Below are 16091 nucleotides of genomic sequence, written 5' to 3'. Positions count from 1 at the left end.
ATGTTGTCTTAGGATCGTCTCTGCCAAGCCAGGTCCTTCAAGAATCCGGCCTTGCAAGAGTCATGCTGGAAAACCTTGCCGAACACTCGCCGATCTCGGGAGGCCATACCTTCATCCCCGCCGCCGGCGCCCGCCATCTCTTGGCTGTGACGCGACGTCCGGTCAGGCAATGGATCGAAGGTCGCGGCAGGCCCCTCAACATGCGGCGACTGAATAGCACCTGCGCATCACAGAACGACTGGCGTTCCGGGTCAAGGGGTTGACGGGACTCTTCTGTGTTCTGTTATTAACGACCGCGGCCTTTCGGTCGGCCCAGGGGCGCGATGCGTCCGGTGGAAACGCGGTTTTGAAAGCAGGCGCATGGATTCTTCGTCCCCCCAAGAGCAGCACGCCGAGACCCGGCTGGTCACCTCCGGCCGCGACACCAAGGCGCAGAAGGGGTTCGTCAATCCGCCGGTCTTCCACGGCTCGACCGTGCTCTATCCGACCGCAGAGGACCTGCACGCCCATCGCGGCGAGTTCACCTACGGCCGTCACGGTTCCCCGACGACCAAGGCGTTCCAGGAGACGCTGATGGCGCTGGAGGGTCCGCAATGCGCCGGCGTCGGTATCGTGCCGTCGGGGCTGTCGGCGATTTCCACCACCCTGCTCTCGGTGCTCAAAGCCGGCGACCACATCCTGGTGGTCGACAACATCTATCGGCCCTCGCGCAATTTCTGCAACGGCATGCTCACGCGCTACGGCGTCGAGACCACCTATTTCGATCCGATGATCGGCGCGGGCATCGACAAGCTGTTCAAGCCCAACACCCGGGCCGTTCTGGTGGAGGCGCCGGGCTCGCAATCGTTCGAGATGCCCGACATCCGCGCCATCGCCGAAGTCGCACATGGGCGCGGCGCGCTCGTCATCGACGACAACACCTGGGCGACGCCGCTCTATCACCGCTCGCTGGACCAGGGCGTCGACATCAGCATGCAGGCCGCGACGAAATATATCGGCGGCCATTCCGACATCATGTTCGGCACCATCTCGGCCAACGCTAAGGCCTGGCCGATGATTGCCGAAGGCATCCGCTTGCTCGGCGTCTGTGCCGGCCCCGACGACGTCTTCCTGGCGCTGCGCGGCCTCCGCACGCTGTCGGTGCGGCTGGCGCAACATCATCGCTCCGGGCTCGAGATGGCGCGCTGGCTGGCGGCAAGGCCTGAGGTTGCGCGCGTGCTGCATCCCGGGCTGGAGACCGATCCCGGTCATGCGATCTGGAAGCGCGACTTCACCGGCGCCTCGGGCCTGTTCAGCATCGTGCTGAAGCCGGCGCCGCAGCAGGCGGTCGACACCATGCTCAATACGCTGAAGCTGTTCGGCATGGGCTTTTCCTGGGGCGGGTTCGAGAGCCTCGCGATTCCCTTCGATTGCGATGCCTATCGCACCGCGACCAAATGGGAGCCCGGCGGCCCGACGCTGCGTCTCCACATCGGGCTCGAGAGCACCGACGACCTCAAGGCCGATCTCGACCGCGGCTTCGCTGCCCTCAAAGCGGCCATGTGAGCATCAGGATTGGGCATCTCGCCTAGCAACGTGCCAGGCTTCAACAAGCGGAGCCGAACGCTGGATCAGCGGTCCAGCGTCTTCGAGGCGGTGCCGCGGTTCTTCCAGATCAGCATGATGTTTCTGATATAGATGATGGTCGCGAGCGACTGTCCGAGGATGATGACGGGCTCGCGCTTCACGACGCCATAGACCAGCGTCATCAGCCCGCCGCCCATCGAGCAGAACCAGAACGCCATCGGCACCACGCTGTTGCCGGCGCGCTCGCTCGCGATCCACTGCACCAGGAAGCGCGCCGTGAAGAACAGCTGCGCGACCAGGCCGAATGCCAGCCAGAAGTCGAACTTGGCGACGAAGACGTCATAGAGATAATTGCTCAGCGCCTGACCGTATTGAATGATCATGCGTTCACCTCGGTCACCTCAGGCGTCGGCTTCTTGCGGCGGATCAGCCACCAGACGCCGGCAAGATCCATGATGCCGATCCACAGCCGGTCGAAGAAACCATAGTTGGACACGCCGGAATGGCGCGGCCGGTCGATCACATCGACATAGGCGATGTCATAGCCTTCGCGGCGGACCAGGGCGGGGAGGAACCGATGCAGCCCGTCGAAATATGGAAGCATCAGGAAGACGTCGCGGCGGAACGCCTTCAGCCCGCAGCCGGTGTCGCGCGTGCCGTCCTTCAGGATGGCGTTGCGAACGCCGTTGGCGATGCGCGACTGGAATTTCTTGAAGCCGGTGTCCTTGCGCCCGATCCGCTGGCCGGCCGCTAGACCGACGCGCCCTGCCCCCTTCTCGACCGCCGCGATCAGGTCGGGCAGGAAGGCCGGATTGTTCTGGCCGTCACCATCGAGCGTCGCCACGATCTCTCCGCGCGCCGCGCGCACGCCGCTGCGCACGGCCGCCGACTGGCCGCCCGATCTTGCATGGCGAAGCTGACGCAGATTGCTCCGCTGCTTCATGATGGCGCCAAGCCGCTCGCCGGTGGCGTCGGTCGAGCCGTCGTTGACGTAGATGATCTCATAGGGCCAGCGGCCATCGAGTGCCGCGCCGATCTCCGCGATCAGCGGCGCGATGTTATCGGCTTCGTTGCGCACGGGAACAACGATGGAAACCGAAGGCTGGAACGTCGACAAATCGAGGCTCGTGGTTGGAATTGACCTGCCCAGAGGAACCGGCGGTCCCGGCAGGCAGCCGCTTTTATGGGGCGGATGCCCGGTGGGCAACCCTTTTAAGGCGGTCGGAAAACGTCCCTGAAAGCGGCACGATGGTGCCGTCGGCGCGGATGGCAAATCCGAGCTTTCGGGCCGCGAACCAGTAATGAACGGCCATGGCGCCCACCGTTCCGATCAGAGCGCCGGCGACCACGTCGCTCGGATGATGCGCCAGCAACACCAGGCGCGTCAGCACGATCACGATTGCGTAAGTGAACATGAAGACGCGCAGACGCGGCCACAATGCCGAGACGGCAAACGCCAGGGCGAACGCGGCCACGGCGTGGCCTGACGGCAGGCTGGCATAAGCCCCTGTCCCCTCGAACGGGACGAAGTTGAACGGATTGGCCTTGCCCCCGACGAACGGACGTCCGCGGCCGATGACATATTTCAGGATCTCGGCGACGAAGGCTGACACGGCAACCGACAGAAACAGGAATTGCAGCCGCGTGCCGAAGCCGAGCAGCAGCGCGCGGCGGCTCCCACGCAGCCCGGCCGCGACGAGCGCCAGCACCACCAGCGCAGCACCCAGCACCGAGAGGATATACTCGTCCTTGCCGAAATCGGTGAGGATGCGGATCGGCCACAGGCTCGGCGTGCCGCGCGGCGGCATCAGTAGGATCTCGGTCTGATCGAACGCGACCATCAGCACGATGACGAGCGCTGCACCCGCCGCGGCAAGCCACAGCGAATGCCGCGCCAGCTTCCGGGCGGCCTCGGCGCGGCGCGAGTGCGAGGGCGACCGCACGAGCTGCGCCAGCGCGCGCCAGGACACCGCTAGCAATTGCGCAGGATAGCCGGCATGCGCTGCAACGTCGGTCAGAGCCCGCATCCTATTCGGTACCTTCCGATCGGAAGATCGAGATCGAGATCGCGCGCCCTTGCGAGAAGTTATAGCCGTCGATGCGCGCGCCGACCTTGTAGCGCAGCCCGATCGCCTCGGCACGCTGCACGAAGCTGCGCTCCGAGCGCTGCTCGATCAGCGCGAAGCGGCAGCTGCCCTGCCGCAGGAAGTCCGCCGCACCGGAGCCGTCCGTGAGCAAGGTCCGGGTGCCCGCCAGGAAGACGAGGCTCGGCTCGTGATAACCGGCCGCAGCCGCCTTCGGTCCGACGCAGGTGACGTTGCGAAGCGCGCGCGCGATCTCGATGCTGGGAAACAGCGGGGTCAGCGACGGCAGCACGATGCCGTAAATCGTCACGGCGAGCATCAGGCCTGCGACCAGGGCGTTGAGAAACGAGCGCTCGGCGCGGTTGGTATCGAACAGCCACCAGGCGAACAGACCGAAGATCAGCGCGGCCGCGATGAACGGCCAAGCTACGAAAGCGGGCTGCCGCGTCAGTATCACCGAGCCGACCACCGCGATGATGGAGGCGGCTGCGGGGATCGCGAACCACCAGGCCGAGCCGCGCATCAGCCAGGAGCGCGACAGCACGCGCCGCTCCACCGCGCCGGCGGTGAGGATCGCGATCGCGGGATACAGCGGCAGCACGTAATGCGGCAGCTTGGTCAGCACCGCCTCGAACACGATCCAGGACGGGATCAGCCAGGCCAGCAGGAACTGCGCACCGGGCTCGCGGCGGGCCCGCCACACCGCGGGCGCCGCCATCGCCGCCAGCGGCGCACCCGGCCAGAACGTGATCCAGAACAGCGCCAGGTAAAGTCCGGGCGGTGCGCCGTGGGATTCCTGGGCGCCAAGCTTGCTCAGCATGTCGCCGCCGACGGAGGTGGTGAAGAAGGTCTCGCCCGCGCGCCAGAAGATCGCGACGAACCAGGGCAGCACCAGCACCAGCATCCACATCAGGCCCCAGACAGGCCGCAGCTTCCACAGCCAGGAGGCGTCGCGGTCCTGGATCGCGAGCGCGACGATGGTCAGGCCTGCGAACATCAGGATCAGCGGCCCCTTGATCAGGATGCCCGCAGCAAGCGCGGTCCAGAAGATCGCGGGCCAGCTCCAGGGCGGATGCGTCTCGTCCTCGGCGCGCTGCCAGGACAGATAGGCCCGCGCCATCGCGCCCATCGCGGCAACCACGCAGAGCAGCAGCACGGCGTCGGTCTTGGCCAGGCGCGCCTCGACGCCGAGTAGCACGGAGGCGCACATCATCAGCGCCGCCAGCACCGCGGCGCGCCGCGTGACGAAGCCGAGCGCGGCCCAATAGGTCATCAGCACGGCGCCGATCGCCCCCATCAGCGACGGCAGGCGGTAGACCCAGATCCGCAATTCGGCCTTCGGCAGCTTGAGCATCGAGGCGGCCTCGACGGTCGCCGATTGCAACCAGTAGATGCCGACCGGCTTCTTGTAGCGGACGTCCTCCTGAAAGCGGATGTCGACATAGTCGCCGCTCTCGACCATCTGCTTGGTGGCCTGGGCAAACCGCGCCTCGTCGCGGTCGATCGGCGGGATGGTGAAGAAGCCCGGCAGGAACAGCAGCAGCGCGCACAGCACCAGGAAGCCGACTGCGCGCGGGTGGCTGGCCGTGACGATGTCGAGCATGCGCACGAGCCCACTGCCCGGATTTGTGGGCGATTTCGACTCGCGGGGGGCACCAAAACGGGGGCTGGGGTAGGTGTCGGCCATTGGTTCCGCTTACGCTGAAACCGCCATGGCGACAACCGCTTAAGGCAGGGTCATTGAATTCGAATGACGACTGTGTCCGCGGCGCCCGTGGCGTCGATCACGGTGAGCCGTGCAAAGCCCGGGCCGGGCGGATCGATCAGCCGCTGACGGCGGCCGTCGATCTCGCCGAGCGCGGTGCCGTTAACCATGACGGTCATGGGCAGCACGCCGCCGGCGACCTTGACTGGCATCGCCGCGCTCTCCCGGCCACCCGATCGATCGACGTCGATCCGCGAGCCGTTCAGCGGAAACTGGATGTGCAGCGGCTGCTCGCCCCCGCTTCGCACCAGTTCGCCGACCGGACGGAACCGCTTCAAGGGCAGCGGCAGCTTCGCGTTGCTTGCGACCAGGGTTCCCTTGGGCGGCTTCGGCAAGGCGGTCAGCGTCTTGCCGCTGCGGGCGAAGGCATCGAACAGGATGGGCGCGGCGGCAACGCGTCCGATCAGGCCGGGAACCGGCGCTCCGTCCGGACGGCCAACCCAGACGCCGATGGTCATGCGACCGTCGAAGCCGACCGACCAGGCGTCGCGATAGCCGTAGGAGGTGCCGGTCTTGAAGGCGATGCGGTTGTGGGCGGCGTTCTCCGGCGGTGGCGTGCCGAGCAGGACGTTGCCGACCTGCCAGGCTGCGACCTGATCCAGCAGCCGCAGCGGCTCCCGATCGTCCTTGGCCGTCACGATCTCGCGCAGCGGCTTGGTGGTCCCGAGGCGGGCAAAGCCGGCATAGAGCTGGGCGAGGTCCTGGAGCGTCACGCCGACGCCGCCGAGCCCCATGGCGAGGCCGGGCGCTTCGTCCTTGGGCAGGACGAGGTTGCCGCCGGCCTGCCGCAGCCGCGAGGTCAGCCGGCTCGAGCCGACGCGGTCGAGCAGCACGATGGCCGGCACGTTCAGCGACAGTTGCAGAGCCTTCCTCACCGGCACGGTGCCCTGGAAAGTCATGTCGAAATTTTCCGGCGCATAGGAGCCGAAGCGGACCGGGCGGTCGTCGATCAAGCTGTCGGGATGGACAAAGCCGTCCTCGAAGGCGAGCCCGTAGATGAAGGGCTTGAGCGTCGAGCCGGGCGAGCGGATGGCGCGGGTCATGTCGACCTGCCCTGCCCGGCTCTCGTCGAAATAATCGGCCGAGCCGACACGCGCGAGCACGTCGCCGCTCTCATTGTCGACCACGACGATGCCGACCGAGATGTTCGGACCCAGCGCAATTGCGCGGTCGCGCGCCAGCGGCTCCAGCACCTTCTGCAAGGTCGCATCGAGCGTCAGCTTGATGATCGGCGCGTCCTTGACCGTCGACTGCGCGGCGTCGGAGGCATGCGGCGCCAGGATCGGCATCGGCCTGCGCAGTTTCGGCACCGGCATCGCCTTGGCCTGATTGGCGTCGTCGGCGCTGACCACGTGCTCCTCGACCATGCGGTCGAGCACGCGGTCGCGCGCCTTGCGGGCTGCCTCCGGATAGCGATCCAGCCGGCGCGTCTCCGGCGATTGCGGCAGCGCGACCAGCAACGCGGCCTCCGCCAGCGACAGCCGCTTCGGCTCCTTGCCGAGGTAGGAGATCGACGCCGCGCGGATGCCTTCGAGATTGCCGCCATAGGGCGCCAGCGCCAGATAGAGATCGAGGATCTGCTCCTTGCTCATGCTGCGCTCGATCTCGATGGCACGCACGATCTGCCGCAATTTTGCGTAAAGCGAGCGCTGCCGCCGCGGCTCCATCAGACGGGCCAGCTGCATCGTGATGGTCGAGCCGCCCGAGACGATGTGGCCGCGCGTTCCCAGCTGCAACGCGGCGCGCCCCAGCGCCAACGGATCGATGCCGCCATGGGCGTAGAAGCGCTGGTCCTCATAGGCGAACAGCAGTTTCAGGTAGGTCGGATCGACATTGGTCCTGGTATCGACCGGCAACCGCCAGCGCCCATCCGCCATTGCATAGGCGCGCAGCAGTTTGCCGTTGCGATCGACGATGGTGGTTGAGACCTGGCGGGCTTCGTCGAGCGGAAGCGGGCCGAGCGAATAGACCCAGCCAACGAAGCCGATGATGGCGAGGATAAAGGTGAGCGCGGCTGCGGAGAGAAGGCGAAAGGCGATCCGCCCCCTCCGTCCGTCATGGCCGGGCTTGACCCGGCCATCCACGCCAACACCCACCGCCGGCGCGGCCGTGGATGCCCGTGTATGTGGCTCAGCCTCGCTCATCTCACTCACTTCGCCGCCCGCACCTCGACACTGCCCGTGCCGGTCCGACCATAGCGCGAGGGATTGTACATGTCCTCGACATAGGCCTGCGGCAGCACGTATTTGCCGGGCGAGACCGCGCGCACGACATAGGCGAGCGTGAAGACCGACTTGGAATCCGAGGCCCGGTCGACGGCCGCGGTGAAGCGGTCGTCGCGGAATTCGGTATGTTCAGGCTCCTCGCCGTCCTCGATCCAGTCCAGCGTGCCGCTGTCGCCCGACGACACCAGGTTCGGATTGTCGATCTCCAGACCCGCCGGCAGATAGTCGGACACCATGATGTGGCCGTACTCGGGCTTGGCCTCAGTGATCTTCAGCACGACTGCAAAGCGCTGGTTCTGCTTGACCTTGCTGATGTCGGCGGGCTTGCCGTCGAGCGTATAGTAGCCGCGCTCGATCTTGAAGCCGTTTGACGCCGCCGGCTCCGGCGCGACCGGCGAGCCCGACACCGAGACGACCGCCTGCACCGGCGCATCGCCGGTGTTGGTGATCTTCAGCGGTTTGCCGCCCAGCGTGTCCGCCTTGTAGCTGCGATACAAGGCGGTCTTGACCGGCTGGCCGTCGACCTCAATCGACATGTTCTCCTTGGCGAGCGCCCGCGCCGCCAGCACCAGCCACGCATTCTCCTGCGTGGAGGTGTAGGGCGTCAGCCCGCGGGCGGTCTCGACCCGCGACACCGCCTGCGTCAGCGTCGCCCTCGGCGCGTTGCCTTCACTGGCGAGCGACACCAATGCGGCGGCGTCGCGCAGCTGCGAGCCGTAATCGGTGCGGCCGAATTCCAGCGCGGGTTTTGGCGCAAGGCTGTCGAGCGCGGCGCCATAGACCCGCTCGGCGCGGTTGCGGTCGCCGACCAGGGCGAGCGCCGCCGCAAGCTGCGATTTCGCGATTGGGGTCGCGAGGTTGGCGAGCTTGGTATCGGCGAGATAGCGGAGATCGCCAATCGGAGCTGCGCCGTTACGCGCCAGCACGTAGAGGCCGTAGGCGAGATCGCGGCCGCCATCCTTCTCCGGCTCGTTGGCATTGACGACCGAGTTGCGGATACGGTCGAGCGCGTTCTTGAACAGCACGTCCGGCACCGCAAAGCCCTTCTCGCGGGCTCGCGTGAGGAAGTCCGTGACGTAGGCATCGAGCCAGGCATCATCGCCGCCGGCCAACCACAGGCCGAACGAGCCGTTCGAGCCCTGGCGGGCCAACAGCCGCTCGATGGCGTCGCGGATGCGCTGGTCGACCTCGGTGTCCATGGCAAGATGCGCGCCGGCCGCGAGCTCGTTGACATAGAGCAGCGGCATCGCCCGGCTCGTGATCTGCTCTGAGCAGCCGTGGGGATAGCGGTCGAGCGCCTTGAGGATCGTCGCTGCATCGAGCGCGGTCGACAGGCTCGCCGAGACCGAGACGCTGCCGGTGCCCGGCACGAGGTCGGAGAACATGTCCGAGGTCAGCGTCAGGCTTTCGCCCTTCGCCAGGGTCCGGATCGAGCGGCGCGCAAGCACCTGCGTCGCCGCCTTGACGTCGAAGGCATAGTGACGCGCCAGCGAAAGGCCATTCGGCCCCTTGATGTCGACGTCGAGCGTCGCCTGACCCGTCGCGGTCGCATCGATTGCAAGCGAGAACGCATTGCGCTGCTTGGCCGCGAGCTTCACTGTGGTTGCGGGATTGCCGGTCATCTTCACCGGGCCGCCCGCCTTCACATTGATGACGTAGTCGCCGGCCTGGCCCTCGACATTGTCGATCTCGAGATTGACCGTGCCGTGGTCGCCATTGAGCAGGAAGCGCGGCAGCGTCGTCGTCAGCACCACGGGATCGCGGATCACGACGTCGGTGTTGGCGCGGCCGAGCTTGGTCGCGGTCCACGCCACCGCCATCACGCGCGCGGTTCCCGCGAACTCCGGAACATCGAAGCTCACTTCGGCCGAGCCGTCGGCGGCGACCGTGACGATGCCGGAATAGAGCGCGAGCGGCTTCTGCGTGGGCGGCGAGCCCTGGAGCTCGCCACCGGCGTCGCCGCCGGACTTGATCTGGCCGCGCGTGCCCGACATGCCGTCGATCAGCTGGCCGTAGAGGTCGCGGATCTCGGCGCTGAGGCGGCGCTGGCCGAGATAATAATCGTCCGGCGCCGGCGGCTTGTAATTGGTGAGATTGAGGATGCCGACGTCGACCGCGGCGATGACGACCTTGGCGTCCTCGCCCGGATTGAGCCCATCGAGCTTGACGGGGATCTTCAGCGTCGAATTCGGCCGGATCAGCGAAGGCGGCGACAGCTTGACCTGCAAGGTGCGAGCCTGCTTGTCGATGCCGAACCATTTCAGCCCGATCGCACGGCCAGGCATGCGCTGGGCGGCGGCATCGAGCGGACGGCGCAGCGTCGCCACCACATAGGCGCCGGTGCCCCAATCCTTGCCGATCGGGAGCTTGACCTGCGCGGTGCCTTCCTTGACGTCGATGGTCTGCGTCGTCAGCAGCCGCTCGCCGAGCACGTTGATGGTGAGCTTGCCGGCGCTGCGGACGTTGACGGACACCGTCATGGTGTCGCCGGAGGCGTATTGCGGCTTGTCGATCGAGGTCTCCAGCAGGTCCGGCGTGTCGGCGCTGCCGTCCGAGTACCAGCCGACGTCGAACTGCACCGAGGTCACCGGGCCGTCGGCCTCGTTCGACTTGACGTCGAGCCGGTAGCGGCCGGGCTGCGGCGTGAGCGAGATCCGCGTCGGCTTGTCGACCGTAACAGTGACGTCGCCGTCGGCGACGCGCGAGGTCGACTTGACCGGCTCGTACTCCCAGTAATTGTTCTGGCGGTACCACTGGTAGCGCGACTCGATCTTCAGGAGCTCGTAGCGCAGACCGTCGCGACGCAGCTTCTCGCCGTCCGGCGAGACGAACACGACGTCGAACTCGGCCTTGTCGCCCTCCGTGACGTTCTTGTCGCCGAACAGCGGCTTGATGCCGATCTGCGCCGTGGCGGGCGCGACCGGCAGCACGATCTTGCGCTCGACGGCGCGGCCGCCGGTCTCGACCATGCGGACGAAGATCTGCGCCTCCTGCGGACGCGTCGAGGCCGGCTGCTTGTCCAGCGTCACCGGGAAGATCGCAACGCCCTTGGCGTCGGCCTCGGGCAGGTTCTCCAGCGGCGTGCGCTCGTTCGAGGTGGTCTCCTCGTCGTCGAAGCCGAACTTGTAGCCGGCAAAGCCGGGCCGCTCGGCCGCGGGCGCAATCAGCATGTCGCCTTCGAGCTGCAGGCCCGAGGCCGGTGCGCCATAGAGGAAATGACCGTCGGCCTTAAGCTCCACTGGAGAATTAGCTTTGATCAGCTTGTCCTTGGCAGACAAGTCGAATTCGATCCGATCGGGAACGTAATCCTCGACCATGAAGGTGGTCTCGCCGACCGAAGCTCCCTTCGGATCGGTGAAGGCGCGCACCCGCCACGTGCCGGTCGGGACGGCCGAGTTGAGCGGCACGGACAGCGTGCGGCCGCCAGCGCCCTGATCCGCCAGCACGGCGCGACGATATTCGACGCCGTCGGGGCGCTCGACCACCAGGGTCATCGGCCCGCCGGTGACGGCATTGCCCTGGCCGTCCCGCAGCAGCGCGGTGAGGAAGACGGTCTCGCTGGAGCGGTAGACGCCACGCTCGGCATAGACGAAGGCATCGGCGCCTGCGGGCACCGCGCGCCCCGAAACGCCGCGGTCGGACAGGTCGAAGGCCGAGGTCTTCAGGCTCAGGAAGGCATAGTCAGCCTTCTCGCCGGTGACCGTGAGCATCGCCGGCGACAATCCGCCCTCGCCGCGCGCAAGGCCGGCCTCGAACAGCACGTGACCGGCATCGTCGGTCTTGCGGGTCGCCAGGATCTCGTTGTTGCGCGCGACCAGCCGCACCTCGGCCTTGCCGACCGGATCGGTCGACGCCAGCGAGTTGACGAAGACATGGATGCCGTCATTGCCGGAATAAGCGGCGATGCCGAGGTCGGAGACGATGAACCATTGCGTGGCGAGCTGGTAGTCTTCGTCCGAGGCCCTCGCCGCGGCCGTCATGACGTAGACACCGGGCTGGAGCTCGCCGAGCGCCTGGTCGACCGGGAACGCCGTGGTGACGTCCTGGTTCAGCGTCGTCGCAGTCGCAAGCTCGCCGGTCCAGACCTTGACGCCGCGCTCGTCGCCGAGCTCGCTGAGCTGATACTTGGACAGCGTCCTCTGGAAGTCGCTGTCGACCACCGTGTTAATCAGGTTGCGGTCACCGATCCGGAAGACGTTGATGCTGACCGCGGGCGTGTTGACGCTGACGACGGGAATGCCGCGCTGACCGGTCCGCGGCAGCACGTAGGCGCGGCTGGTGAAGCGCACGAACGGCTTGCGGTCGCGCACATAGATGTTGAACTCGGCCGATTTCGGCAGCCCCTCCTTCACGGTCGACGGCAGACCGGCCCGCAGGTTGATGTTGTAGCGCTCGCCGTGCTTCAGCCCGTCGACGCAGAGCTGCTTGCCTTCGGCCGTCAGCGCCGGCTTGTCCTGCCCGGCGAGCGCTAGGAACGGCGCGAAATCGGTGCGCTTGGCCAATTCCTCGGAGAACTGGAAGCAGGCGCGCGGGCTCGCCGAGTCCGAATCCACGGTATAGTCGAGCAGCCGGAAGCCGTGCTCGTCGCGCATCCTCTCATATTGGCCGCGGACGTCGGCGACCTCGCGCATGTCGAGCGACAGCCGCAGCGCATCCAGTGCCGGCCGCCACAGCTTGCGATCGGCCAGCGCCTTGCCGAGCACGGCGAGCGCGTCGGCCTCCTCGCCCGGATTGCCGGCGCGCATGTAAGCGATATAGGCCGCCGTCGAGGCGCGCTCCAAAAGGAAGGTCTGCTCGCTCGAGCTCTTCGGCGAAATCTGGAAGATGACCTTGGCGAGCCGCAGCCAGTTGCCGGCATCCTCGGGCGTGGTCGCGGCAATCTGGCCGAGCACCGAAAGGCCGGTGCGATAATCATTGCGCCGGAAGGCGGCGTCGGCGTCCGTCTTCAGCGTCGCATTGGACTTGGCGACCGGCCCCGCCTCGCTCTTGATCTGGGCCTCCAGCTTGATCGCGGAATCGACGAGGTCGTCGCGTTTGAACGCCTTGTCGGCGGCCTGCGCAGCGACGAGGCCGAGCGCCAGCGTGGCGCAGATTGTGACGGCGCGAACAAGACCGATCATGGAGGACTCCCGGAAAGCGCGGACGAACGCCGCGGCGGCAAATGAAATGCGCGGAAAGGTGACGGACTCAAGGCGATGGAACCAGAAGGTGCAAAGCGTCGCTTTCGCCATGACAGAGGCAAGCCCAGAGGAAACCGGCCGAGATATTGCCGCGCACGCCGTCCTGATGGCGCAGCACTACCTGACCAGTCGACCGGCGGCCGTGTCCCGGAAGCTGTTCAGCGTTCCCGGCGATGTGATCCATCGTCCAGTCCGCTGCCGCTCAACCCGGCACCCTGACACCCCACCGTTCCGCTTTGTCGCCGCACTGAGGAAAACGGTTCGGTTCAGACTTGGCGAAACACCAGTTTTTTCATATTGGCATGCTACATGAACGGCCAGCCACCCAATCCGGGCGGCCCAAACCGGCCGGCTCAAGACGGTCCCGTAGCTCAACTGGATAGAGTAGCGGATTTCTACTCCGCGGGTTGCAGGTTCGAGTCCTGCCGGGATCGCCATTCACCATTTGCAAAGTCGGCGCCCATCACGAACGCGTGGGTAACCATATGCCGGCCTTTGAACGGCGCCGATCGCCCCTATCTAAGCGCCGGGTGAGACGCGCCCGATAGGTTTGGGAATGCAGCAATCCGAATTGACGAGAATGGCGATCGCATCTGCGGTCGCGGTCGTTGCGATCTCGTATTTGGCGGTCGACGCAGGCGTGGTGAACACCAATGTGGTCACGAGACCCATCAAGGTGGTCCAGGCCTCGATCATTGGCGCCGCAATGGGACAACGTCAGCCTGCATTTGCAGTTGAGGACTGGGCGCACCGCGGTCACGAGAAGCCGCGACTCGAATATTGCCTGGCGGTCGACTGATCGACGCGCCCGCCCTCCGGTCTATCCACAGCCTGCCGCTGATGACCCCACCACCACCGCGCAATGGAAGCGGTGAGATCGTCCCACACCTCCGTCGGCAGGTCCGGCACCGCCACCCGGACGCTGTACTGGTCCGTCGTCGCGTCGTGAAACCATTCGGTCGCGGCGAAGTCGAAGCCGAAGCTGCCGGCGTGGCGGATGGGAAAGCCCTCGCGGCGCAATTCGCAGCTCATGTCCTCGGCAGCCTGCCGCGCTGCCGCCTCGTCGAGCGCGCGCCTTCCGCGAAGAGTCACGTAGAGACCGTGGGCGAAGCGAAGCTGAGCCGAGAGCGCCGGGATCTCGGCGGCAAAGTATCGCGCCGAGCTTCGGCCGTTGCGCAAGATCGCCGCCACGCGCCGCTTCGTCAGCGCCCAATACGCCGCGCTGCCCGCGAAGGGCGGGAAGTGGGCCGGCAAGGCCGCGCCGCCGAGCAGCCGCACTGCGTTGCGCGTTTCGAACGCCAGACGTGACCATTCAGCGTCCCCTGCCCGCAGCGGACGCTCATGCCCGCGCACGAAGACGGCCGAGCCGAGGCGGCCATATTCCGCTCCGAGCGAATCGAGCTTGTTGTGGCTTCGCACCAGCACCAGCGCAATTCCGTGTCGCCTGGCCCACCCCACGACGCGCCTGATGCGGCCCGACCTGCCGGCGAAGCACGTCGTATCGAAAATCAGGAGATCGAGGCCCGAGCCGTCACAGCGCAGCACCGCCTCGATGGCGCCGGCGACGGAGCAGGAATCCAGCAGCAGGATCCGCGGCGAGCTCACCCGTGCAAGCGCATCGCCGAGCGGCAGCGGCAAGGGTTCGATCCGCAAATCCGGCATGAAGCTTCGGATCAGCTCCAGCGTCTCGCCATAGCAGCCTGGCAGCACCAGGATATCCGCCTTCGCGACGATCCGCGCGGAGGCGAGCAGCACCGCGGAGATCGCCGCCATCCCCGAGGCAGTGTAGATCGCCGTGCTCGTGCAGCCGCCGTCGAGCTCGTAGAACGACGGACCGCGTACCGTGAGATCGGCCCGCTGGTAGTCGTAACTGAACTCGAACGGCCCGCTGGCGGGATCGGCCGTGTGCGACCAGGCGGTCTCGGTCGCCTTCCACTCGTGTAATTCATGCTCCGCCCTGAGCGCGGCAGTGATCTGGAATTTGGACCTGACGACGTCATCGACGGAACGCGGCGACGCCAAATCGAGCGGGTTTCTCAGGCCGTCGTTCAACAGCCTGAGTTCCCAGTGCTTGCGTTCCAGATAGGCCCGAACGGTCTCCATCGCGCTTCTTGACAGATCCAATCAGGCGTCAACGTCCGGAAATCCCAACGGGTCCAACGTGCCTGCTGCAACGAACCGGCGCCTTCGCAGTTGAAGCCATGCAAGGAGGACAGCATGGCTGACATCAGAGAGCACATGAAGATCATCGGCAAGGACGGCGCACATGTCGGCACCGTCGATCGTCTCGAGGGCAACCGCATCAAGCTGACGCGCAAGGACAGCCCGGAAGGTCACAAGGACCATCATCACTACATCGACACGAAATATGTCGGCGCCGTCGAAGGCGACGTGGTCAAGCTGTCGGTGAATGCCGACGCCGTCCCGAAGACCGAAGCTGCGTAAAACACTGAGCCCCTGCGGGGGCTTTTTGTTTGTTCACGGTCCGACTCCGCTTCGTTCGCGAGTACGAATCGCGACTGCAATTCGATTGCGCGGAGCATTCGTTAACGATGACTTTCTGCGGAAGGTCGCTGCAATGCGATCGGATTTCAGCGCTGCGGATTGACCGGGAACGAATGCGCGATCCGCGCGTTGGATGACCGAACTGAGTGGTGCCGACCCGCCAGCCCCGGTCGGCTTTGAAGGACCCCGTGCTTGTCCCCCGAGCACGGGGTTTTTCTCATCTCAGCGCTCTCGGGCCAAAGGCCTGCGCCCGGCTCGATGCGAGGGGCCGGCTTGCTCATCGTGCAGATCGCGGGCGAGCTCGTGCCATGCCAGGGCCAGCTGGATCAGCCGTTGCCTGTCGGCACCCTCGGCCTCCGCGGCGCGCTTCATAGCGGCCTCGGCCTCATGTTGCGGATCGTACTCGGTGTACATGCGCAGACTCTAGCCGGCCATCTGGACGAGTGCGTGGCAATTTCGTCCGTATGATTGCGGGGTAACGACCAGCCTTCCTGCACCGGTCTGTGAACCACGTCACAGCCTGTCCGCGACATCTCCGCTAAACTACGTGTCCAGGCTTCATGGGTGATGTCCGGTCATGACACGCAAAGCAGCAACCGAAGTCATCGTCCCGAGGCAGCGACATCGCGCGGACCTGCTCGGCATCGCCTATCTCGGCACCATCGGCGTCGTCATGGTGGCCTGGATCGCGGGCCTGGTCTGGGCCTCGATCGCATTCTTCGATTGGCTCGTGTCCTGACCGACCAAGGCATTGGCCTGCCAGCTG

12 protein-coding genes and 1 tRNA gene are annotated in these 16091 nt (G+C 66.2%); 4 read left to right on the top strand and 9 right to left on the bottom strand.

Going from position 1 to position 16091, the window contains the following annotated elements:
- The first annotated feature begins 360 nt into the window (after window positions 1–360).
- Complete coding sequence (metC, locus tag I6F09_RS20205; protein ID WP_036039383.1) at window positions 361–1545, top strand: cystathionine beta-lyase; 1185 nt, start codon at window positions 361–363, stop codon at window positions 1543–1545.
- Window positions 1546–1610: 65 nt separating this feature from the next.
- Here metC and I6F09_RS20200 read toward each other — a convergent pair whose 3' ends face one another.
- The 6 genes from I6F09_RS20200 to I6F09_RS20175 form a co-directional block, all read right to left on the bottom strand.
- Window positions 1611–1949: a lipid-A-disaccharide synthase N-terminal domain-containing protein gene (locus I6F09_RS20200; RefSeq protein ID WP_025036223.1), complete on the bottom strand. Its 339-nt coding sequence runs from the start codon at window positions 1947–1949 to the stop codon at window positions 1611–1613.
- The gene (locus I6F09_RS20195; protein ID WP_225136762.1) at window positions 1946–2683 is read right to left on the bottom strand and encodes a glycosyltransferase family 2 protein; all 738 of its coding nucleotides are present in this window, start codon (window positions 2681–2683) and stop codon (window positions 1946–1948) included. The genes I6F09_RS20200 and I6F09_RS20195 overlap by 4 nt, the downstream gene beginning before the upstream one ends.
- 64 nt (window positions 2684–2747) lie before the next feature.
- The gene (locus I6F09_RS20190; protein ID WP_225112825.1) at window positions 2748–3593 is read right to left on the bottom strand and encodes a phosphatase PAP2 family protein; all 846 of its coding nucleotides are present in this window, start codon (window positions 3591–3593) and stop codon (window positions 2748–2750) included.
- A 1-nt stretch (window position 3594) separates the two neighbouring features.
- Complete coding sequence (locus tag I6F09_RS20185; protein ID WP_225140773.1) at window positions 3595–5337, bottom strand: glycosyltransferase family 39 protein; 1743 nt, start codon at window positions 5335–5337, stop codon at window positions 3595–3597.
- Between the two features lie 50 nt (window positions 5338–5387).
- A complete protein-coding gene (gene pbpC, locus I6F09_RS20180) occupies window positions 5388–7559 on the bottom strand; it encodes a penicillin-binding protein 1C (protein ID WP_225188869.1) in 2172 nt (723 codons plus the stop codon).
- A 5-nt stretch (window positions 7560–7564) separates the two neighbouring features.
- Window positions 7565–12760, bottom strand: coding sequence for an alpha-2-macroglobulin (locus I6F09_RS20175; RefSeq protein ID WP_225188868.1), 5196 nt, complete (start codon window positions 12758–12760; stop codon window positions 7565–7567).
- Window positions 12761–13180: 420 nt separating this feature from the next.
- On the opposite strand from I6F09_RS20175, the gene I6F09_RS20170 reads away from it, so the two are divergent.
- A tRNA-Arg gene (locus tag I6F09_RS20170) sits at window positions 13181–13257 on the top strand.
- Window positions 13258–13339: 82 nt separating this feature from the next.
- Here the strand turns inward: I6F09_RS20170 and I6F09_RS20165 are convergent.
- Together I6F09_RS20165 and I6F09_RS20160 are read right to left on the bottom strand one after the other, a co-directional pair.
- Entirely contained in the window at window positions 13340–13516 is a 177-nt protein-coding gene (locus tag I6F09_RS20165) for a hypothetical protein (RefSeq protein WP_225188867.1), read from the bottom strand.
- A 60-nt stretch (window positions 13517–13576) separates the two neighbouring features.
- Window positions 13577–14923 carry a hypothetical protein gene (locus tag I6F09_RS20160; RefSeq protein ID WP_225188866.1) on the bottom strand — a complete coding sequence of 449 codons (1347 nt, stop codon included), beginning with the start codon at window positions 14921–14923 and terminating at the stop codon, window positions 13577–13579.
- A 114-nt stretch (window positions 14924–15037) separates the two neighbouring features.
- Here I6F09_RS20160 and I6F09_RS20155 point away from each other — a divergent pair, with 114 nt between their 5' ends.
- The gene (locus I6F09_RS20155; protein WP_025036201.1) at window positions 15038–15265 is read left to right on the top strand and encodes a DUF2171 domain-containing protein; all 228 of its coding nucleotides are present in this window, start codon (window positions 15038–15040) and stop codon (window positions 15263–15265) included.
- A gap of 282 nt (window positions 15266–15547) precedes the next feature.
- Here the strand turns inward: I6F09_RS20155 and I6F09_RS20150 are convergent, their stop codons facing one another.
- Window positions 15548–15739, bottom strand: a complete 192-nt coding sequence (locus I6F09_RS20150; protein WP_081494453.1) for a hypothetical protein — start codon at window positions 15737–15739, stop codon at window positions 15548–15550.
- A 163-nt stretch (window positions 15740–15902) separates the two neighbouring features.
- On the opposite strand from I6F09_RS20150, the gene I6F09_RS20145 reads away from it, so the two are divergent.
- Window positions 15903–16064, top strand: a complete 162-nt coding sequence (locus I6F09_RS20145) for a hypothetical protein (RefSeq protein WP_035999590.1) — start codon at window positions 15903–15905, stop codon at window positions 16062–16064.
- Window positions 16065–16091: the final 27 nt, after the last annotated feature.

The organism is Bradyrhizobium sp. IC3195 (assembly GCF_020193585.1).
Taxonomy (GTDB): Bacteria; Pseudomonadota; Alphaproteobacteria; order Rhizobiales; family Xanthobacteraceae; genus Bradyrhizobium; species Bradyrhizobium yuanmingense.
This window is presented reverse-complemented; position numbering and strand designations above follow the sequence as displayed.